Here is a 19191-nt window from a genome sequence, read left to right on the forward strand (position 1 = left end):
TCTCTAAGGACGATGCGAAATCCCCACCGAAGACGACAAGAAGTCACTGCGGTCGTCCGGACAACGGACGATACGCCCGGCTGCGCCAGCGCGACCGACGCTATGGCGCGGCAGACGTCCTGTCGGCCTCGGGCACATCGAAGCTCCATCGGCCGAGCAGGTCGATCAGATGGGTGCAGAACCCTTCGCTCATCGGAGGCAGGGACCGGCCCTGCAACGTCACGACCGAGACCTCGCGGATGAGACGCGGTTCCACAACGGGCACACTGACGAGGTCCGGGAACGCCAGCACTTCCCGCGCCGAGGTCGGTAATAGTGCTATGCCCAGGCCGGCGCTGACCATGCCGGCGACCGTCATCATGTAGGTCGCCTCGCAGGCGATGACCGGTGCGCGTGGCGCATCCTCCAGCCATTCGTCGACCACCGACCGCACGCTGGTCGACGGTTGGAGCGCGACCAGCGGGTACTGTACCAGATCGGCACGGGTGACCGAGCCCCGGCCTGCCAATGGATGGTTGCGCGGGAAGACGACGTTGAACGCCTCCGCGGTCCTGAAGGCCAGGACGAGATCGGCGCCGGTAAGATCGCCGCCGGTTATCCCAAGGTCCACCGTTCCGTCGCGAACGAGTTCCACCACCCGGCTGGCCACGACGTCGCGCACGACGAACGACGCTCCCGGATGGTGGCTGCGGAACGTGTCGATCGCCTGCGGAAGGATCGCGGCCGCGACGGACGGCAGGGCGGCGATGCGGACGACCCCGCGTGTCATCGCCGTGACTTCTTTCGTTTCGTCGATCGCGGCATCGAGGTCGCCGACCATGCGCTCGAACACCGGAAGGAGATTCGCGCCGACGCGCGTCAGAGCCACGCTTCGCGTCGTGCGGTCGAACAGACGGACATCGAGGGCCTCCTCCAGCCGGCGGATTTGTACCGTCAGAGTAGGCTGGGTGAGATTCAGCACCGTAGCCGCGCGCGTGAAACTGCCAAGGCGGGATACGGAGACGAAGGCACGAATCTGACGCAAGGTAATATCCATAGCTTTTTTCTATTAATTCAATACAAAAATTTCAATTGTTTAAATTGTCTGGGACTGCAATCTCTCTTCCAGGAAAGAGATGGAGACTGCTGTGGGAGGAATCGGGTCAAGGCCCGTGCCAAGCCGTGGAGACCGGGAGGTTTCGGCAATCAGGCGGGTGCGGATCGGCGCCGGCGCCGGCTATTCCGGAGACCGTATCGAGCCCGCGGTCGAACTCGCCGAACGTGGCCAGCTCGATTACCTCGTGTTCGAGTGCCTGGCCGAACGCACGATCGCCAATGCCCAACTGCAGCGCTCGACAACGCCGGACGGCGGGTATGATCCGTTTCTCGATGCGCGAATCCGCGCGGTGCTTACCCCTTGCCGCCGGAACGGCACGCGGATCATCTCCAATATGGGGGCCGCCAATCCGCTTGCGGCGGCGCGGCGCGTCCGGGAGATCGCTGCCGAACTCGGCCATCCGGATATCAAGGTTGCCGCCGTCACCGGCGACGACGTCCTCACTGCGTGTCGCGCGCAGAACGTCGCGCTCGACAACGGGCTGACGGTCGGCGCACTCAGCGACCGGATGATTTCCGCAAACGCCTATCTCGGCGCGGGTCCGATCGCCAAAGGCCTGGCGGCGGGAGCGGACGTTATCATCACCGGCCGGGTCGGAGACCCTTCGCTGTTCCTTGGGCCCCTCGTCCACGAGTTCGGCTGGAGCCTCGAAGACTGGGACAGCCTCGGCAAGGGCACGCTCGTCGGCCATCTCCTGGAATGCGCCGGCCAGCTCTGCGGCGGCTATTTCGCGGACCCGGGATACAAGGATGTTCCGCGCATGGCGCATCTTGGCTTCCCCTTCGCCGAGGTGGCCTTCGATGGAACGGCCGAGATCGGCAAGCTCGACGGCACCGGCGGGCGGATCGACTCGGCGACTGTCAAGGAGCAGATCCTTTATGAGGTCCACGATCCGGCGCGGTATTTCCAGCCCGATGTCGTGGCCGATTTCAGCCGGGTATCCGTCGATGAAACCGGGCTCGACCGGGTCCGGGTCTCGGGCGCTGGAGGATCGCCGCGAAGCGGGACGCTGAAGGTCTCTGTCAGCTATCACGACGGCTATGTCGGCGAGGGGCAGATTTCCTATGCCGGGCCGGGTGCGGTGGCGCGCGGACGACTCGCGCTGGAGATCGTACGGGAGCGGCTTGCCGGCGTGACGGCCCTCAAAGACGCGCGATACGAACTGATCGGCGTCGATTCCCTCCATGGCGCGAAGTTCGGCCAGGACCGGGATCCATACGAGGTGCGCGCCCGCGTCGTGGCGCGCGCAGCAGCCCGCGCCGACGCCGAACGCATCGGCAACGAAGTGGAAGCACTCTACACCAACGGCCCGGCTGGCGGCGGCGGCGCGTTCAAGTCCGTGCGCCAGGCTGTCGCTCTGGCCTCGGCTCTCATCGACGAAAGCCTGGCGACGCCGACCGTCACCCTCCTGCAGCGGGAGTTCCCATGATCCTTCGCGAGATCGCGCATAGCCGCAGCGGCGACAAGGGCAACACCGCCAACATCTCGGTCATCGCCTACCGCGCGGAAGATTATCCGCTGCTTGTCCGGGCGGTTACCGCCGAGCGGGTCGCCGAGCATTTCCGCGGTATCGCGCTCGGGGCGGTCGTCCGCTACGAGATCCCGTCTCTCGCGGCGCTGAACTTCGTCCTCTCGGACGCGCTGGCGGGAGGGGTCGTCGGTTCGCTCGGTCTCGACGCACACGGAAAGTCCCTTGGCTCCGCCATCCTGTCGATGGAAGTGGACGAGCCCCAGGAAATACCAGGAGATCACTCATGAACACATCGGCGCACGACACTGCGTTAGCGGACCATGGCTGTCTGATCGACGGCTCGTGGCGGCCGGCGGAAGGCGGCGAATGGATCGAGATGAGCGATCCCGCCGACGGGTCCACGCTCGCGCGCATTGCGCGCGGCGGAGCGGCTGACATCGACGCCGCGGTGGCGGCGGCGCGCCGGGCACAGCCGGCCTTCGCCACGCGGCCGCCTGTCGAGCGGGTCCGTATCCTCAACGCCATTGCCCGGCGCATCACCGCCGATGCCGAACGGCTGGCCCAGATCGAGAGCCGCGACACGGGCAAGCCGATCACCCAGGCACGCAACGACGCTGTCGCGGCGGCCCGCTTCTTCGAATTCTATGCCGGCCTGGCGGACAAGGTGCTCGGCACGTCGATACCGATGGGCGGCGATTTCGTGGATTTCACGGTGCGCGAGCCGCTGGGCGTTACGGCCCAGATCGTGCCATGGAACTACCCCCTGCAGATCGCGTGTCGGGGCATAGCGCCGGCGCTCGCCACAGGCAACGCGATCGTGGTGAAGCCGGCCGAACTCGCCTGCCTCAGCGTTCTGGAGATCGCACGGATCTGCGAGGCTGAAGGTCTCCCCAAGGGCGTGCTCAACGTGGTTCCCGGCTACGGGGCCGAGGCCGGCGCCGCGCTTGCCGCGCATCCCGGTGTCGACCTCGTGGTCTTCACCGGCTCCGTCGCCACCGGCAGCCAGGTGATGCAGGCCGCCGCAAAGAATATCGTTCCGGTGCTCCTGGAGCTCGGCGGCAAGTCGCCGAACATCCTGCTGGCGGATACCGAACTCGATAAAGCGATCCCGGTCATCCTCAAGGCAGCCTTTCCGCATTCGGGCCAGACCTGCTCCGCCGGGACCAGGCTGCTCGTCGAGCGGCCGATCCTCGGGGAGGTGATGGACCGGCTCGCCGCGCGATTGCCGAAGCTGACGCTCGGCCGCGGGCTGGACGATCCCGATCTTGGCCCGCTGGTCAGCGCCGAACAGCGGCGCAAGGTGGAAGGCTACATTTCCCTCGGCGTACAGGAGGGTGCGGAGACGGTTTCCGGCGGCAGCTTCATCGGCGATTCCCATGAGGGCGCCGGTCACTTCGTCCGCCCAACCGTGCTCTCGCTTGCCGCCTCGGATGTCCGGGTCGCCCGCGAGGAGATTTTCGGCCCGGTGCTCACGGTACTGCCGTTCGACACGATCGACGAAGCCGAGACGATCGCCAATGCCACCGAATACGGCCTCGTCGCCGGTGTATGGGGTCGCGATATCGGCCGGCTGCATCGGCTCGCCCAGAGGGTCCGCTCGGGACAGGTCTTCATCAACTGCTACGGCGCCGGGGGCGGGGTAGAGATTCCCTTCGGCGGCACGCGCAAGTCTGGCTTCGGTCGCGAGAAGGGCGTCGAGGCGATTGCATCCTACACGCAGGTCAAGAATGTCTGCCTGCGCGTTGACCTGCCGGCGGAGGGCTGATCCCATGACTGGCATCCCTGATTCTGGCATCGCCGAGTTCGGCATCCCCACGCGTATCCATTTCGGCATCGGCGCCCGCAATCGCATTGCCGGCATCGTTGCCGCGCGCGGCTTCCGCCGGGTGCTGTTCATTTGTGATCCGGCGCTGCTCGACGGCGCGATGTACGAAGCCGTCATCGGGAACCTGGAGGGCGTCAAGACCGCCCTGTTCTCGGGCATAGACCCCGAGCCGAAGGACAAGAACGTCGTGGCCGGGTTCGATGTCTGCCGATCCCATGACGCTGACGCCATCGTCGTGCTTGGCGGCGGCAGCGCCATCGACGTCGCGAAGTCGGTCGCCATCCTCGCCACCAATGGCGGCGTCATCTCCGACTACGAAGGCGACCAGAGATTCTCGACGCCGCCGCTGCCGATCATCGCGATACCGTCGACGGCCGGGACCGGCTCGGAGGTGTCGGGCGCTGCCGTGATCTCCGACACCGTGCGCAACGTGAAGATGGCGGTCCGCCATCCCCTCTACGGGCCGACCGCCTATGCCGTGCTCGACCCGCTCGCGATCCGCACCACGCCGCGCAAGGTCGGCGTCTATTCGGGCATCGACGCGTTCGTCCACGCGCTCGAATCTTACGTGTCGAAACTCGCGAATCCGCTGACCGATGCGATCAACCTGCATGCGATGCGCCTGATCGCCGGCAACATCCGCGCCTATATCGCCGATCCGGCGAACGAGGGCGCGGCGCTGAACATGCTGTGCGGGTCGGCGATGGGCGCGATGTCCTTCGGCACCACCGGCACGGGCAATGTCCACTGCATGGCCATGTCGCTCGGCGGTTTTCACGCGGTGCCGCACGGGTTGGCGATCTCGCTGATCCTTCCGCACGTGGCCGCCTTTAACCTCGCCGCCGTTCCGGACCGGTTCGCCAATGTCGCGCGCGCCATGGGCGAGAATGTCGACGGCCTTGCCGACGAAGACGCCGGTGCGAAGGCGCTCGACGCGATCAACCGGATGTGTCGCGATCTCGGCATCCCGTCCGGCCTGCGCGAGGTCGGAGTGGTGCCGGAGACGCTGCCCCGCGCAGCCGATCGCTGCTTCGAGATCAACTACAACCGCTGGAATCCCCGCTTTACCACGCGTGACGAGTATTTTGACCTGTTCGAGCGCGCCATGTGAGGCGCACGCCATGTGAGACGCACGCAAGATTTCACAAAGGACAATAGGGAGGAAACGTCCATGAAGATCAGATACGCGCTTGCCACCGGGCTGGCCGCGGCACTGCTTGCCACAACTGCGCGGGCGGAAACGCTCGACGTCGCGTCGACCTATCCGAAGAATATGCCGTTCCTCGGCGAAAGCGCCGAGGTGCTGGCGAAGAATATCGAGACCGTCACCGGCGGGGCATTGAAGCTCACGATCCATGGCGCCGGCGATCTGGTGCCGCCGCTCGACGTGCTGCCGCAGGTGAGTTCCGGCGCCATTCCCGCGGGCTGGGATTGGATCGGCTACTGGGGCGGCACGCTCCCCGTGACCAGCCTCGCCGGCGCGATGCCGTTCGGCCTCGGCCCCGCCGACTTCGTCGGCTGGATGTGGGAAGGCGGCGGCATGGAAATCGTCCAGAAGGCGTACGATCCGCTGAACGTGAAGTTCTTGCCGTGCTCGGTCACCGCTCCCGAACCCGGCGGCTGGTTCAACAAGGAGATCAACAGCGTCGAGGACCTGCAGGGACTGCGCATGCGCATTTCCGGACTCGGCGGCCAGGCGCTCAACAAGCTCGGAGCGTCGACCCAGATGATCCCGGCCGGGGAGCTCTATGTGGCGCTGGAACGTGGGAGGATCGACGCCACCGAGTTCTCGCTGCCTTCGATCGACAAGTCCCTCGGCTTCGCCCAGATCGCGAAATACTACTACTTCCCCGGCTGGCACCAGCCGGCGAGCTGGAACAGCCTCATCATCAACATGGACGTGTGGAACGGCTTCGACGAAACGACCCGCAACGCGGTCACCGTCGCCTGTCAGGCCACCGTCGCATGGTCGCTGGCAGCGGGGCCACTGCCGCAGCCCGACGTCATCGAGGAGTTCAAGGCAAAAGGCGTGGAGGTGCGTCGCTTCCCCGACAGCGTGCTCTCGGCGCTGCGCGAAGCCTCGACCGCCGTCCTCGAGGAAGAAGCAGCCAAGGACGCCGTGTTCAAGGAAGCTTATGAATCGATGATGGCATATGCCGAGAAGTCCAGGACGTGGACCGATCTGCAAATCCTGCCGGTTTCCGAGTGAGCGCCATCCATTCCATCGGCCTTGGGCTCGTCCGCACCGGACAGGCCCTCGCCGCGGCCGGCGCCTGGCCCGGGCGATTTGTGGGCTGGCTGCTCGTTCCGCTGACGCTGCTCGTTATCGCCAGCGTCGTCGGATCGCTCCTGCGGCTCAGCGACATCGTTCGCTGGGGCGTCCACCTACCCGTGCTCGGGACGGGCCTCAACCTGAACGGCCTCAACGAACTGCAGTGGCACCTTCTGGCGGTCATCACGATGCTGGCGCTGCCCTATGCGCTAGTCCAGAACCGCCACATCCGCGTCGACATCGTCTATGACACGCTATCGCCGAGGTGGAGGGCGGCGATCGATCTGATCGGCGACCTCATACTGCTCCTGCCCTTCTGCATCGTGATCGGCTATCTCAGCATCAATTTCGCCGCCTTCGCCTACAAAACCGGCGAGCAATCCACCTATGGCGGCCTTGTCGACCGGTGGGTGGTCAAATCGTTCCTGCCGCTCGGGCTCGGACTTCTCGCCCTGACGACGGTCGGCCGGATCATCGCCGGGATCGGTTCCCTCTTGGCTTCTCGACCCGAGGCACCCCATGACTGAGATTCTTCTGCCGCTCGGCATGGTCTTCGCCCTGATCGCGGGTATCTTCAGCGGCTATCCGGTCGCCTTCATCCTCGCCGGCACCGGCATCCTGTTCGCCTTTCTGGGTGGAATCCCGCTAGCCTTCCTGAACACGGCCTCCGCGCGCATCTTCACTGGCACGCTGACAAACTGGATCATGCTCGCCGTTCCCCTCTTCGTCTTCATGGGGCTGATGCTCGAGAAATCGGAGATCGCGAAGAACCTGCTGCTCAGCCTTGAGCGGCTCTTTGCCGGGCGACCCGGAGGCCTGGCGCTGTCCGTCACCCTGGTCGGGATCATCATGGCGGCGGCGACCGGCATCGTCGGCGCCTCGATTGTCATGCTAGGCCTCATGGCTCTGCCGGTCATGCTGAAGAACAACTATTCGATGTCGCTCGCCGCAGGAACTATCTGCTCGGCGGGAACGCTGGGAATCCTGCTTCCCCCTTCCATCATGCTGGTACTCGTGGGAGACATCCTATCCATCTCGATCGGGGATCTGTTCATGGGAGCGGTGTTCCCCGGCCTGCTGCTGGGCGTGCTCTACCTGATCTACATCTTCGTCGTGACGACCATCTGGCCGGAAATGGCGCCGCCGGTCGTCCGGGAAGATCAATCGCCGCCGAGCCGTTCGGAGATGATGGTAGACCTTCTGCGCAATCTCGCCGCGCCGGTCGCCCTGATCTTCGGCGTTCTCGGATCGATCATCGCGGGTGTCGCAACGCCGACCGAAGCGGCCGCCATCGGAGCCGTGGGTGCAACGCTGCTGGCCCTTGCGACCCGACGGCTCAACTTCGCCACCTTCGCCCAGTGCATCCGTGACACGACGCTGACAACGGCAATGATTCTCGCCGTGGCGATCGGCGCGACGGTATTCAGCGCCGTGTTCAAGCGCCTGGGCGGTGACAAGATGATCGCCGATGCAGTATTCTCCGTGGCCTCGGGACCCTACGAGACGCTGTTCCTCGTGATGGCGCTGGTCTTCGTGCTCGGCTTTTTCCTCGAATGGATCGAGATCAGCTATGTCGTCCTGCCGCTGTTCGCGCCGATCATTGCCGGTTTCGACTACGGCATCGGTGGAACGGCGACGGTACTGACCTGGTTCGCCGTGCTGGTAGCGGTCAATCTCCAGACCTCCTTCCTGACGCCGCCCTTTGGCTTTGCGCTCTTCTATCTACGAGGGATCGCGCCGCCGGAGATGGGCATCGGCCAAATCTATCGCGGGATCGTCCCTTTCGTGCTGATCCAGCTTTTCGCACTGCTCCTGTGTGTCCTCATGCCGGGGATCATCCTGTGGCTGCCGGGCTTGCAATGAGGCACCGGCTGCCCCCGGGCCATCAGGGGAGCCGGATTGATCGCCGACATCGAGCCGATATGCGCCGCGTCCGGGTGAGCGTCCACATGCACCAAAGCTGGAAGCAACGCTGCCAGCGCTGGACCTGATGCCCCCCGACGCCGTCATCGGCGGTGCGAGGGCCGGATAATACTGCATGGAGTCAGGACGCGCCGTTCAGGCTCTTGAGCGCCTCCACCCAAGCAGCGCGGCTGGTGCGAATATGCTTGCGCATCAGCATCTCCGCAACATCGCCGTCGCGCGATCTGATGGCCTCAGCGATACGCTCATGCTGCAGTGCGCCGAGCGCTCGTTTTTCCAGCGCGTCGACCCAGCGTCGGTGGTTGGCACGCAGATACAGCCATATCTCGCCGTTAAGGATGCGCTCCAGCTCTTGATTGCCGGAAATCTCCGCGATGCGCATGTGGATGTCGCGGATATGCGGCAAGTCGCCGGGCGATGAGTTGGCGATTCGCTCGGAACCCTCTCGGGCCATGCGCGTCAGTTCCTCGATCTGTGCATCCGAGGCCGTCTCGGCAGCGCGGCGCGCCGCCAGCCCTTCCAGCACCTCGCGTATGTCATAGAGCTCCGACAGCATGCGGTTGGATGGCTGGAACACGCGTGTTCCGGAGAAGGGCACCCGTTCGATGAGGCGACGCTCCTCGAGCCTCAGCAGCGCCTCGCGGAGGGGCGCGCGATTAACGCCGTAACGCTGCGCCAGCTCGCGCTCGGTGATCTTGGCACCCGGACGTAGCTCCCCCGACACAATCCGTGTGCGGATTTCCTCCACCAGTCGTTCAGAGGACGATGCGTGATCCGATTTGTCGACCAGCTCTTCATTCATTATCCGACACCGGATCTCCACCATCTTCGGCTCATGGCCGTTTCTTTCCCTCTAGACCGTTTCGACAATAGGAGCGAGAGGGGGGTATTGATATCCCCAAAATTGTCGACCATCTGTGTCGCCGTTTCAACGACTGGGCGTATAGCTATAACTCGGCGCCGAAATAGGCTCCGGGTAGCGTTCCCAATACGCCTGTCATTGCCGGGCGGATCAGCGTTGGCGGCCCGATAGACAGACGATAAATGGCAATCACGGCATTGGCAGTCATGGCGCCTGTCATCCATGGCAGCGGCATTCTTGCGATGAAGAACAGATAGCTGGCTGTAGCGCCGAACCCGAGGGCCAGCATCACTCGGGCTACCGCATCCCGTGGAGTTTCAGTCAGCTAGGGCGGTTCTATGATTTGCCGGCTGGATAGAGCGACAACGCTTCAGGCGGCATCACCAACTCGACTCGATCGTGCAGTACGGAGCTATTGGTCTCAACCCTCACTTGCTGGCTACCGATCTCTGCGACGAGCAGGTTACGGGATCCGAGGTAGGAATTCGCAACCACCTGCGCAGCCACCCGATTGAGCTGTGCGCCACCCGGCTTCACGACCTCGATCCGTTCTGGCCGGATCGCGAGCGTGACCGATCCCTGCGGCGGCGCCTTATCCTCGGTAATGTCGAGCAACGGACCGCCCTCCAGTCGGACCTTCGGCACTCCTCCCACAAGTTCGAACTGTGCCCGGAGCAGATTGCTCGCGCCAACGAAATCGGCGACAAAAGCGTTCGCCGGATGTTCGTAGATTTCGTGAGGTGTACCAATTTGTGCAATCTTCCCGGCTTCCATAACGATGATCCTGTCGCTCATCGCCAATGCTTCCGCCTGATCGTGGGTGACGTAGATTGTCGTGACGCCGGTGCGCCGCTGCAACTCACCCAGCCAAATACGTGCCCGCTCACGGAGTTTCGCATCGAGGTTGGACAGGGGCTCATCGAGAAGCAGGATTTCCGGCCGATACACCAATGTGCGCGCTAGCGCGACCCGCTGTTGCTGCCCGCCCGAGAGTTCACCAGGGTAGCGTTCGGCATAGGTCTCCATATCGACAAGCGCGAGTGCTTCACGGATTCGCTCCTTGGCCGTCTGACCGCGGATCCGCCGCAGTTCCAGGGTGAAGTCGAGATTTTTGTAGACTGTCATGTGCGGCCAAAGCGCATAGGACTGGAACATCAAGCCCAGATTGCGAAACTGGGCGTCGATGAAGATGTCTTTGTCGGTGTCGAAGACGACACGCGACCCGATGGAAATTCTGCCTGCTGACGGTCGGTCAAGCCCCGCCAGGGCGGTAAGCGTCGTCGATTTTCCGCAGCCCGAAGGTCCAAGGAGGGTAAGGAACTGACCGTCCTCGACGCGGAAGGAAATATCCTTCAGGGCGACAAATGCCCCGAAGTTCCTGGTCAGATTTTCGACAATGACTTCAGCCATGGAGCTTTACCCCGAGTATCCGTGTGGCGGCCACAATGAGCAGCGTGGTTAATGCGATTTGCAGAACAGCGAGCGCCGCCACAGGCCCGGTCTGCCCCTGCATCCAGAGGCTCAACATGGTCGTCCCGATGACCTCGCTGCCCGGCTTCATCAGGAACACCGCCGAAGCGTACTCCTTAATGATCAGGATCATCAGAAGGATGAAGCAGGACATCAGAGCGTGGCGGGTGAGCGGCAGGATGATACGCCGCATGGTGGTGGTCCAACCGGCTCCGACAGAGCGCGCGGCACGGTCGAAGTCGGTAGTGATCTGCAGCAGTGCCGGCGAGACTATCCCATAGCCGGAACTAAGGAAGCGAATGAGATAGGCGATCAGAAGAGCCCAGATTGAGCCGAAGAGAATGTTGAGACCGGGGACGAAGACCAGCGCATAAAAGACGCCGAGGCCGACAATGATGCCTGGCACTACGCGCGGTACCTGGGCCAGCGCGTCGACGGGCCGGCTGAGCTTCGACTGCGAGCGCTGGGCCACGAGTGCTACGGCGGCGATAAGCGCTGTACCCAGCGTGGCGCCGATCAATGCCAGCATCAGCGTATTGCGGATAGAGCGCATATAGACGTCGACGGAGAAGATGTCCCGGAAGTTGGCCCAGGTGAGCACCTCCAGTGGTGAAATGAAGGGGGAAAACACCATTGTCACCGCCCGCACTCCGACGGCGCCGAGGATCACCAACGTGCCGAACACGATGTAGGCCACCACAAAGGAAAATGCCGGCCATCGCCAGCGCCCGAGCGCCAAAGGCGTCAATTGCCCGGTGCGCGAGCCAATCGACACGAAGCGGTACGCCCTTCTGAGGACCAGACGCTGGACGATGAAGAGAAGTGCGACGATCGCCAGAAGCAGGATCGCCAGCGCAGCGACGAGGCCGTAGTCGGGCGTGCCCCGCTCGAAGCTCTTGTCGTAGATCAGCGTGGTGAGAAACTTGATGCCCACCGGGCTGCCCAGGATCAGCGGGATCGCCAATGTCTCAAGCGCGTGGATGATGTTCATGATCAGTGCGAAGATCAGCGCAGGCCGCATCAGGGGCAGGTTGATCCGAGTCAGGATCCTGGAAGGGCCGGCGCCCGCGACGCGACCCGCCGCGGAATGGCTGGGATCCTGCTGGCGGGCAGCGGCCAGGCAGTAGAGGATGGTGAGCGGCGTGGAAGCGACGCCGCTCACCAGGGCGATGCCGGTCACTGTATAGAGCTCCCACGGCGAGGTGCCGACGAGTTTGGACGCAAAAACCGTCATGAAGCCAGTTGGCCCATAGGACAGGATTGCCCCGAAGCCGATGACCTGGGGCGAGATGAACAGCGGCCAAAGAAGCATAGACAAGAGTATCCCGCGCATCGGCATGTCGGTCCGGCCGACCAGGATCGCGAACACAGTGCCGAAAACCATCGAGAAGACGACAACGATCGCGCAAAAAAGTGCTGTCGTGGCGAGCGTCCTACGGATTTCAGCATCGGTGATGAAGCGGGTGAAGTTGGTCAGTGTGAAGGTGGCATCAGGATAGTAGACTGGTTTGTCGAGGAATGCCTGCACGATCATCGGCGCGAGCGGCACGGCGATCAGCACGAATAGAATGCAGGCGATGACAGTCTGCGGCAGGATTCCCCGGCCTTGGCTGACAGGCAGAATGCCTGACGTGTCGCGACTGACACTTGTAGCGATGTTCAACGATTTTCCTCCGACATTTTGAAACCACGTCGTCCAACCCGCCGGTGTGCAAGTCGCTACACCAGTTGTCCCGTGGTTCCACTCTTCCCCATGCGCGACCCTTCTTCGGGGTAACACGCCGCCAAAAACTTTGAGGCCGCCTAAAAAAACCTATAATTGTCGACCAATTTTTTCCTAAAGAACCCAATCAGCCAAAAAAGTCAAATAAAAAGGATTGCATAGTGGATTTTTTTATGAGATGGTCGACCATTAGCCGATACGATTTGGATGTAGTCAAAAGAGCCACTCAAAAACAAGGGTCATGGGAGGAAATCGTTATGAAGAAGTTCGCAATGGGCGCCTTGTCTGCCATGTCGCTGTTCGTCATGTCGCTGTTCGTCATGGCGCCTGCCGGCGCGATAGCCCAGAGCGTTCCGGCCGGCTATCCGGCCGAGTATCAGCAGATCATCGACGCGGCCAAGACCGAAAACGGTCTGCTCGTCTACAGCACCACTGTTGCTTCGGATTTCGATCCGTTCATCAAGCTGGTCCGAGAGCGTTATCCGTTCATGAAGGTCGAGACGACCGACGACAGTCAACTGTGGGAGAAGTACTACGCCGAGAGCGCCGCCGGTGTCCGCACGGCCGACATCATCCAGGCATCGCACCCCGACCAGTGGATCGCCTTCGTCGAGAGGGGGCAGGTCGACCCTTACAACTCGCCGGAAAGCGACGAACTGCCCGACTGGACGAAGCCGGCGCCGGGTGTCTACTCCGCTTCGGCCGATCCGATGATCAGGGCATACAGCCGCGTCTACTTCGAAGGTAAAGAGCCGCCGATGTCGGTGGCCGAGATTGTTGAAGCGCTGAAGAGCAACCCGAACCTCCAGAACAAGATCACCGCGCTCGACCCCGCCGGCAACTTGATGGGTCTGGCGGTGTGGAACGCCTGGAGCAAGAAGGTGCCGGACGGCTGGTCGTTAATCGAGCAACTCGGCACCAACATCCGCCCCGAGCGCGGCTCGGGCACGATGCGCGAAAAAATCCTGACCGGCGAGTATGCCGTCGCCATCCTTATCTCCGGCGCCACCATTCCGCGCTTCGAGCAACCGGCGCATAAGGCGCTGAGTGGCTGGGGCTACCCCAAAGACGGGACGCCGATCATCACACGCAACGTGGCGATCACCAAGGCGGCGAAGAGCCCGAACTCGGCCCGCCTGTTCCTCGACCTCATGCTCACGCGGGAAGGTCAGATCGCGCTCTCGCAGGGCGGTATGATGCCTTATCGCGACGACATTGCTGAAAGCGACGTCAAATATGGCACGTACAAGAGTGTTGTCGATGCGGTCGGCGCGGACAAGGTGATCTTCATCTCGCCAGTCAGGGAAGTTCTCGTCGGCCTCGATGAATCACTTGCCAGCTGGAACAAGGCAATCGGACGCTAGGACCCATCCCGACGGCCACCCCGCGGTCGCGGGTCGGCCCCTTCAACCACCGGACAATGGATCAGCCATGCTCGATCAAGTCAACAAACCGTCCTCTTCTGACAAGGACACAACGTGGAAAAACCGCGACTTATCGGAAATCCGTTTCCTTTGCGGATCGGGCGGCCTCGGTAGCGGTAAGGTTCTGCAGAGCGCAGTCGACGAGGCGATGACATTCGATCCGCACTTCATCGCCGCCGATGCGGGAACATCGGATTCGGGTCCCTATGCCCTTGGTAGCGGCAAGCCGGATTATCCTCGCGAGACGATCAAACATGACATGACAATCCTGCTGGTGGCAGCCCGCCGTGCCGGCATACCGCTGATCATCGGCTCCTCCGGCACTGCCGGACTCGACTCGCAGGTCGATCTGTTCGTCGAGATCGCCAATGAGGTTGCCATCGAGAATGGGTTCAAGGTCCGTACGGCAGCCATCTATTCCGAGCAATCCAAGGAATATCTCCTGGGCCTGATGAAGGAGGGCCGGATACGCGCGCTCGACCCGGCGCCGCACCTAGACGAAGATGTCATCCGCAGCAGCGCGCATGTCGTCGGCATGATGGGCGTCGAGCCGCTACAGCGCGCCATCTCCGAGGGCGCCGAACTGGTGATCGGCGGTCGCTGCTCCGACTCGGCCCTGTTCGCCGCCATCCCGATTATGGAAGGCTTTCCGGAAGGTCTCGCCTGGCATGCCGGCAAGGTGATGGAATGCGGGACGCAGGTCTGCGTCAAGGTCGGACGCGGCACCGTCGCAGCGGCCATGTCTAAGGACAGCTTCACGATGCGCGTCTACGGCAAGGGCCTCGCGATAACGCCGCAGAGCGTCGCGGCACACTCCTTTTATGAGAACGGTGATCCCTACATTCACTACGAGGCATCGGGGGCGATGGACCTTAGCGAGTGCCGATACGAGGCGGCCGAGAACGGCAGGGTGAAGGTGAGTGGCAGCGCCTTCAGGCATGGCGATGACTACACCATCAAGCTTGAGGGCGCGGTCAAGGTGGGGTACCAAGCGGTCGTGATCGGCGGCATGCGCGACCCCTACTTCATCCGCAATCTGGACACTTGGCTGCCGACCGTCGAGGGCGTTATCGAGAACGCGGTCCGGGACATACTCGGTCTCGAGCGCGACAAGGACTACCGGCTGGTCTTCCACCAATACGGCCGCAACGCCGTGATGGGTGCACTGGAGCCCGAGACGGACTTTCCGCGCGAGGTCTGCCTGATTCTGGAGGTGACGGCCGGTTCGCAGCAGATCGCCACCAAGATCGCCGAGCTATCCAGACAGCCGCTGCTGCACCAGCCTATTCCCGAATGGAATGGCTCGATTACCTCGATCGCCTATCTGCACAATCCTGTGCCGCTTGAGCGCGGCGCCGTCTACCGCTTCGCGTACAACCATGTGGCCTTGCCGCGCGACAAGGAAGAGATGTTCCGCATGAAAATTGTAGAGATAGGGTGAACCGATGACGCAGCTGGCAGAACTCGCGAGCCTGGTCCGCAGCAAAAATGCGGGACCATTCGTTCTTACTTTCGATGTCCTATTCGACGATCCAGACAAGTATCAGCGTGTCAAGCGCTCTGGTGTGCTGAATGCTGAAAGATTTGCTGCACTTTATCACTGCTCGCCCAATAGAGTCCGCTTCTTCGAGTGCGACAATGCGCTGGGCTTTAAGTTCAGCATCCCGAGACCGATATTCCAAGCCGATCTCGGCGACGCAGACCAGCACGGCGGCCAGCAGAACGCGCCACTGATGGCGATCGAGGTCCCGGCAGTCGAGCCAGTCTGAACCTGCCACGAAAAGGCAACATGAAGACCGTCGCGATTGCGCTCCTTGCGCTGGCCGGCTCCGTCGAGCCGGCCGCCCCGCAGGAAGTTCTTTGCTAGACATGACCTCGACATCTCAGTGCGCGCGCAGATTCTCGACCTGATCGCGGATCTGGAGAACCGCCACGGATTTGCCTGCCTGTGCATCAATCGCGACCAAGGCGTGGTCGAGCAGATTGCTGACCGGGTGATCGTGATGCATGACGGCATGATCGTCGAGCAGGGCACGAAGAACCTCGTCTTCGACAGGCCGCAATCGGCCTACGCCAAGAATGTGGTGTCTTCGACTCCCATGCTGGCGGAAAATGCGACCAGTTGCATCGAATTGAGCCGGTGTTATTACGGCCAACAGGGATTTTCGTCCACCTATAACCATCGGTCGGAAACCACAACAGGATCACAAACATGGGTATTTTGCCAGGAATCCAGGCAGCCGAAGCCGAGATTACTGAATGGCGCCGCTATCTGCACAGTATTCCCGAACTGGGCTTCGAGGAACATCGGACGAGCGCGTTCGTGCGCGAACAGCTTTCGGAATGGGGCATTCCATTCGAGGTCATGGCCGGCACTGGCGTAGTTGCCACGCTGAAGAAGGGCAACTCGGATCGATCGATTGGCATACGCGCCGACATGGACGCCCTGCCGATGCAAGAGGAGACAGGGCTAGCCTGGCAGTCGACAACACCCGGGCGTATGCATGCCTGCGGGCATGACGGCCACACTACAATGCTCCTTGCGGCAGCACGCCACCTGGCTCGATCGGGCCGCTTCAATGGATCCGTGCATTTTATCTTCCAGCCGGCGGAGGAAGGGCTTACCGGGGCCAAAACGATGATTGGGCAGGGCTTGTTCGAGCGCTTTCCCTGCAAACGCATCTTCGGCGCGCACAACGATCCGTTGATGCCGCTTGGCAGGATAAGCGCGGTGAAGGGCGCCATTATGGCGGCGGCGGATCGGATCAGGATCCATGTGTCCGGCCACAGCGGTCATGCCGCCCGGCCGCACCATACAATCGATCCAATCATCGTTGCCGCGCACCTAGCCGTCGGCCTGCAAACTCTGGTCTCGCGCCGGATTGACGCGCTCGACAGCGCTGTAATCTCGCTTACACAGTTCCATTCCGGCAGTGCCGATAATGTCATACCCGATCGGGCAGTGATGAGCGGGACGGTGCGTACGCTGAGACCGGCGACGCGAGAACGGGTCAAGCAGCTCCTGACAGCTCTCATTGAGGCGACCGCAACCGCGCATGGAACCAGCGCGACGCTGGAGTTAATCAAAGGGTCTCCCGCGGTAGTTAACGAGACTGCCTCGACGGATGTCGCGACGGTAGTGGCAATCGAGACTGTTGGGGAGGGGAACGTGCTCATAGATTGTCCTCCATCCATGGGGGCCGAGGACTTCGCGTTCATGGGCCAGAAGGTTCCATCATGTTTCCTGCGTGTCGGAACTGCGGAGAATAAGCGTGACCCTTTCCCGCTGCACAGTAGCAAGTTCGATTTCAACGATGCAGCCTTGCCGGTCGGTGCCAGTCTGTGGGTCAATCTTGTTGAGGCTTGTCTGTAGACAGCTTTGCTGGAAGGCTCAAGATAACAGATACTTGACCTATCTTCGGCGGGCACATCCCATTTGAAGGGGCGGTTGATGTGTTGGAAGCCGATGAAATCACGCGTGTCATTGCTTGATTGTACCCGACGAACACGCACGAGGGCGGGGATGGAAGCCGGCCCAGGAGAAGATGGCAAATCGTCTTCAGTCGCTCGTGCAGCGCCGCATCCGACGTTCACTCCGGCCGTGCGGAGTGAGTTTCAAAGTTGAATCTTATAATATAGCTTTTCTATGCCGCAACAAAACGATAGAGCGGTGGCACGATTCCGTTTGAATGTCCGCCGCTCTATTGTTTACTTCGCGATGCTTATGACGTGTGTCTGACCGAACTCGGCGAGACCCATTTGGGAGAATTCCACCCCGTAGCCGGATTGCTTGGCGCCACCAAATGGAATGTGCGGACCGAAATGCAGGTGATGGTTGATCCAAACCGTTCCGCTCTCGATCCGCTGCGCAATCTCGTAGGCACGCTGGACGTCGGCAGACCATACCGAGCCACCCAGCCCGTGGGGCGAAGCATTGGCGCGGTGCACGACGTCGTCGATGTCTTGGAAGCGGACGAGTGGCAAAATCGGAGCGAACTGCTCCTCGTCCACCAGTTCGCTGCCATCGGTGATGTCGCGGACGATCGTTGGCCGAACGAAGTAACCGCTGTTCCGCACCTCGATTCCGCCCGCGACGATCTTCCCGTCCTTCTCGGCGACCCCAAGGAAGTATTGTGCCTTGGCATGTTGTGCCGCGTTTTGAAGTGGCCCCATGGAGGTCGCGGTCTCCAGCCCGTTGCCGAGGACGGCCGCGTCGGCTTGTGCCGTCAGTGCGCCGCAGAGCTGGTCATAGACGGAGTCGTGCACATAGAGCCGCTTGATGGCTATGCAGACCTGCCCGGCATTGAGGAACGCGCCGGCAAAGATCTTTGGAGCCACAGCAGCCACGTCCACGTCATCGAGGACGATAGCCGCGTCGTTGCCGCCGAGTTCGAGGGTGATCCGCTTCAGTGTCGACGCGGCGCTCGCCATCACTTTGCGCCCCGTGGGCGTCGAGCCGGTGAAGGATATCTTCGCCACGTCCGGATGGGAGGTCAGCACGGTGCCGAGGTCGTTGGCGTCGGTGACCACATTGACGACACCAGGCGGGAAGATATCCCGTGCCAGCGCCCCGAGCATGAGCGAGGTGACCGGCGTGGTCGGTGCCGGCTTGAGAATGAAACTGTTCCCCAGCAGCAACGCCGGGCCCAGCTTGTAGCAGGCGATGAGCACCGGAAAATTCCACGGCGTGATTCCCACCACCACCCCGAGGGGACGATGATGAACTTCCACCCGAAGCGATTCGTCGTCCTGGACGACCTCTACTGGCAGCTCAGCAGCGGCGAAGTGGCGCAGAAAGAATCCGGCATAGCCTGTTTCCGTCCGTGCCTGGTCGAGCGGTTTACCCTGCTCCATCACCAGCGCGCGGGCGAATTCATCAGCATGCTGTTCCAGGGCATCGGCAAGGCGCGTCAGCCGATCGCGACGCTCCGCCAGGGCCGTCGCGCTCCAGCCGGGCTGAGCGGCCTTGGCCGCCGCAATCGCCGCCTCGACCTGGGCCGGCGACGCACGCGGGACTTCGACGAACGCCTCGCCTGTCGAGGGGTCGACGACATTCAGCAGCCCGGAGCCGTCCAGGAGTTCTCCATTTATAAGAAGCTTGGTGGGAAGTACCATCGGTGACCTT

The 19191-nt window shown here is 62.3% G+C and carries 18 protein-coding genes; 11 read left to right on the plus strand and 7 right to left on the minus strand.

What is annotated here, in order from left to right; genetic code table 11:
• Window positions 1–100 precede the first annotated feature (100 nt).
• Window positions 101–1024 (minus strand): LysR family transcriptional regulator, encoded by a 924-nt coding sequence (locus ACUSIJ_RS14905; protein WP_449309190.1) that lies wholly within the window; start codon window positions 1022–1024, stop codon window positions 101–103.
• 160 nt (window positions 1025–1184) lie between these two features.
• Here ACUSIJ_RS14905 and ACUSIJ_RS14910 point away from each other — a divergent pair, with 160 nt between their 5' ends.
• From ACUSIJ_RS14910 to ACUSIJ_RS14940, 7 genes are read left to right on the plus strand one after another with little or no spacing between them, the layout of a single operon-like run.
• Complete coding sequence (locus tag ACUSIJ_RS14910) at window positions 1185–2525, plus strand: acyclic terpene utilization AtuA family protein (RefSeq protein WP_449309268.1); 1341 nt, start codon at window positions 1185–1187, stop codon at window positions 2523–2525.
• Entirely contained in the window at window positions 2522–2854 is a 333-nt protein-coding gene (locus tag ACUSIJ_RS14915; RefSeq protein WP_449309191.1) for an AtuA-related protein, read from the plus strand. The genes ACUSIJ_RS14910 and ACUSIJ_RS14915 overlap by 4 nt, the downstream gene beginning before the upstream one ends.
• Window positions 2851–4332, plus strand: coding sequence for an aldehyde dehydrogenase family protein (locus tag ACUSIJ_RS14920; protein ID WP_449309192.1), 1482 nt, complete (start codon window positions 2851–2853; stop codon window positions 4330–4332). Before ACUSIJ_RS14915 ends, ACUSIJ_RS14920 begins: the two co-directional genes overlap by 4 nt.
• 4 nt (window positions 4333–4336) lie before the next feature.
• Window positions 4337–5503: an iron-containing alcohol dehydrogenase gene (locus ACUSIJ_RS14925; RefSeq protein WP_449309193.1), complete on the plus strand. Its 1167-nt coding sequence runs from the start codon at window positions 4337–4339 to the stop codon at window positions 5501–5503.
• A 60-nt stretch (window positions 5504–5563) separates the two neighbouring features.
• A complete protein-coding gene (locus tag ACUSIJ_RS14930; RefSeq protein ID WP_449309194.1) occupies window positions 5564–6601 on the plus strand; it encodes a TRAP transporter substrate-binding protein in 1038 nt (345 codons plus the stop codon).
• Window positions 6598–7191 carry a TRAP transporter small permease subunit gene (locus tag ACUSIJ_RS14935; RefSeq protein ID WP_449309195.1) on the plus strand — a complete coding sequence of 198 codons (594 nt, stop codon included), beginning with the start codon at window positions 6598–6600 and terminating at the stop codon, window positions 7189–7191. The genes ACUSIJ_RS14930 and ACUSIJ_RS14935 overlap by 4 nt, the downstream gene beginning before the upstream one ends.
• Window positions 7184–8527, plus strand: coding sequence for a TRAP transporter large permease (locus tag ACUSIJ_RS14940; RefSeq protein WP_449309196.1), 1344 nt, complete (start codon window positions 7184–7186; stop codon window positions 8525–8527). The genes ACUSIJ_RS14935 and ACUSIJ_RS14940 overlap by 8 nt, the downstream gene beginning before the upstream one ends.
• A 181-nt stretch (window positions 8528–8708) precedes the next feature.
• On the opposite strand, the gene ACUSIJ_RS14945 is transcribed toward ACUSIJ_RS14940, so the two are convergent.
• From ACUSIJ_RS14945 to ACUSIJ_RS14960, 4 genes are all read right to left on the minus strand, one after another.
• Window positions 8709–9389: a GntR family transcriptional regulator gene (locus ACUSIJ_RS14945; protein WP_449309197.1), complete on the minus strand. Its 681-nt coding sequence runs from the start codon at window positions 9387–9389 to the stop codon at window positions 8709–8711.
• A 145-nt stretch (window positions 9390–9534) separates the two neighbouring features.
• Complete coding sequence (locus tag ACUSIJ_RS14950; RefSeq protein WP_449309198.1) at window positions 9535–9741, minus strand: hypothetical protein; 207 nt, start codon at window positions 9739–9741, stop codon at window positions 9535–9537.
• A gap of 44 nt (window positions 9742–9785) precedes the next feature.
• Window positions 9786–10859 carry an ABC transporter ATP-binding protein gene (locus tag ACUSIJ_RS14955; RefSeq protein ID WP_449309199.1) on the minus strand — a complete coding sequence of 358 codons (1074 nt, stop codon included), beginning with the start codon at window positions 10857–10859 and terminating at the stop codon, window positions 9786–9788.
• Window positions 10852–12582 carry an ABC transporter permease gene (locus tag ACUSIJ_RS14960; protein WP_449309200.1) on the minus strand — a complete coding sequence of 577 codons (1731 nt, stop codon included), beginning with the start codon at window positions 12580–12582 and terminating at the stop codon, window positions 10852–10854. Before ACUSIJ_RS14960 ends, ACUSIJ_RS14955 begins: the two co-directional genes overlap by 8 nt.
• Before the next feature lie 317 nt (window positions 12583–12899).
• On the opposite strand from ACUSIJ_RS14960, the gene ACUSIJ_RS14965 reads away from it, so the two are divergent.
• The 3 genes from ACUSIJ_RS14965 to ACUSIJ_RS14975 all read left to right on the plus strand — a co-directional run bounded on the left by ACUSIJ_RS14965 (window position 12900) and on the right by ACUSIJ_RS14975 (window position 15835).
• On the plus strand, window positions 12900–14006 hold the full coding sequence (locus ACUSIJ_RS14965) for an ABC transporter substrate-binding protein (RefSeq protein ID WP_449309201.1): 1107 nt from the start codon (window positions 12900–12902) through the stop codon (window positions 14004–14006).
• Window positions 14007–14073: 67 nt separating this feature from the next.
• Window positions 14074–15507: an acyclic terpene utilization AtuA family protein gene (locus ACUSIJ_RS14970; protein ID WP_449309202.1), complete on the plus strand. Its 1434-nt coding sequence runs from the start codon at window positions 14074–14076 to the stop codon at window positions 15505–15507.
• A 4-nt stretch (window positions 15508–15511) separates the two neighbouring features.
• A complete protein-coding gene (locus tag ACUSIJ_RS14975; RefSeq protein WP_449309203.1) occupies window positions 15512–15835 on the plus strand; it encodes a DUF4387 domain-containing protein in 324 nt (107 codons plus the stop codon).
• Window positions 15836–15949: 114 nt separating this feature from the next.
• Here ACUSIJ_RS14975 and ACUSIJ_RS14980 read toward each other — a convergent pair whose 3' ends face one another.
• Window positions 15950–16129, minus strand: a complete 180-nt coding sequence (locus ACUSIJ_RS14980) for a hypothetical protein (RefSeq protein WP_449309204.1) — start codon at window positions 16127–16129, stop codon at window positions 15950–15952.
• A gap of 149 nt (window positions 16130–16278) precedes the next feature.
• On the opposite strand from ACUSIJ_RS14980, the gene ACUSIJ_RS14985 reads away from it, so the two are divergent.
• On the plus strand, window positions 16279–17439 hold the full coding sequence (locus tag ACUSIJ_RS14985; RefSeq protein WP_449309205.1) for a M20 aminoacylase family protein: 1161 nt from the start codon (window positions 16279–16281) through the stop codon (window positions 17437–17439).
• A 335-nt stretch (window positions 17440–17774) separates the two neighbouring features.
• Here the strand turns inward: ACUSIJ_RS14985 and ACUSIJ_RS14990 are convergent, their stop codons facing one another.
• Window positions 17775–19181 carry an aldehyde dehydrogenase family protein gene (locus ACUSIJ_RS14990; RefSeq protein ID WP_449309206.1) on the minus strand — a complete coding sequence of 469 codons (1407 nt, stop codon included), beginning with the start codon at window positions 19179–19181 and terminating at the stop codon, window positions 17775–17777.
• Window positions 19182–19191 lie beyond the last annotated feature (10 nt).

The sequence above is a fragment of the Pseudochelatococcus sp. B33 genome (assembly GCF_053570585.1).

Coding starts and splice junctions, on each gene's coding strand:
- ACUSIJ_RS14940 (WP_449309196.1), top strand. CDS start 7,184: ATGACTGAGATTCTTCTGCCGCTCGGCATGGTCTTCGCCCTGATCGCG.
- ACUSIJ_RS14990 (WP_449309206.1), bottom strand. CDS start 19,181: ATGGTACTTCCCACCAAGCTTCTTATAAATGGAGAACTCCTGGACGGC.
- ACUSIJ_RS14945 (WP_449309197.1), bottom strand. CDS start 9,389: ATGAATGAAGAGCTGGTCGACAAATCGGATCACGCATCGTCCTCTGAA.
- ACUSIJ_RS14965 (WP_449309201.1), top strand. CDS start 12,900: ATGAAGAAGTTCGCAATGGGCGCCTTGTCTGCCATGTCGCTGTTCGTC.
- ACUSIJ_RS14920 (WP_449309192.1), top strand. CDS start 2,851: ATGAACACATCGGCGCACGACACTGCGTTAGCGGACCATGGCTGTCTG.
- ACUSIJ_RS14985 (WP_449309205.1), top strand. CDS start 16,279: ATGGGTATTTTGCCAGGAATCCAGGCAGCCGAAGCCGAGATTACTGAA.
- ACUSIJ_RS14955 (WP_449309199.1), bottom strand. CDS start 10,859: ATGGCTGAAGTCATTGTCGAAAATCTGACCAGGAACTTCGGGGCATTT.
- ACUSIJ_RS14970 (WP_449309202.1), top strand. CDS start 14,074: ATGCTCGATCAAGTCAACAAACCGTCCTCTTCTGACAAGGACACAACG.
- ACUSIJ_RS14925 (WP_449309193.1), top strand. CDS start 4,337: ATGACTGGCATCCCTGATTCTGGCATCGCCGAGTTCGGCATCCCCACG.
- ACUSIJ_RS14975 (WP_449309203.1), top strand. CDS start 15,512: ATGACGCAGCTGGCAGAACTCGCGAGCCTGGTCCGCAGCAAAAATGCG.
- ACUSIJ_RS14930 (WP_449309194.1), top strand. CDS start 5,564: ATGAAGATCAGATACGCGCTTGCCACCGGGCTGGCCGCGGCACTGCTT.
- ACUSIJ_RS14915 (WP_449309191.1), top strand. CDS start 2,522: ATGATCCTTCGCGAGATCGCGCATAGCCGCAGCGGCGACAAGGGCAAC.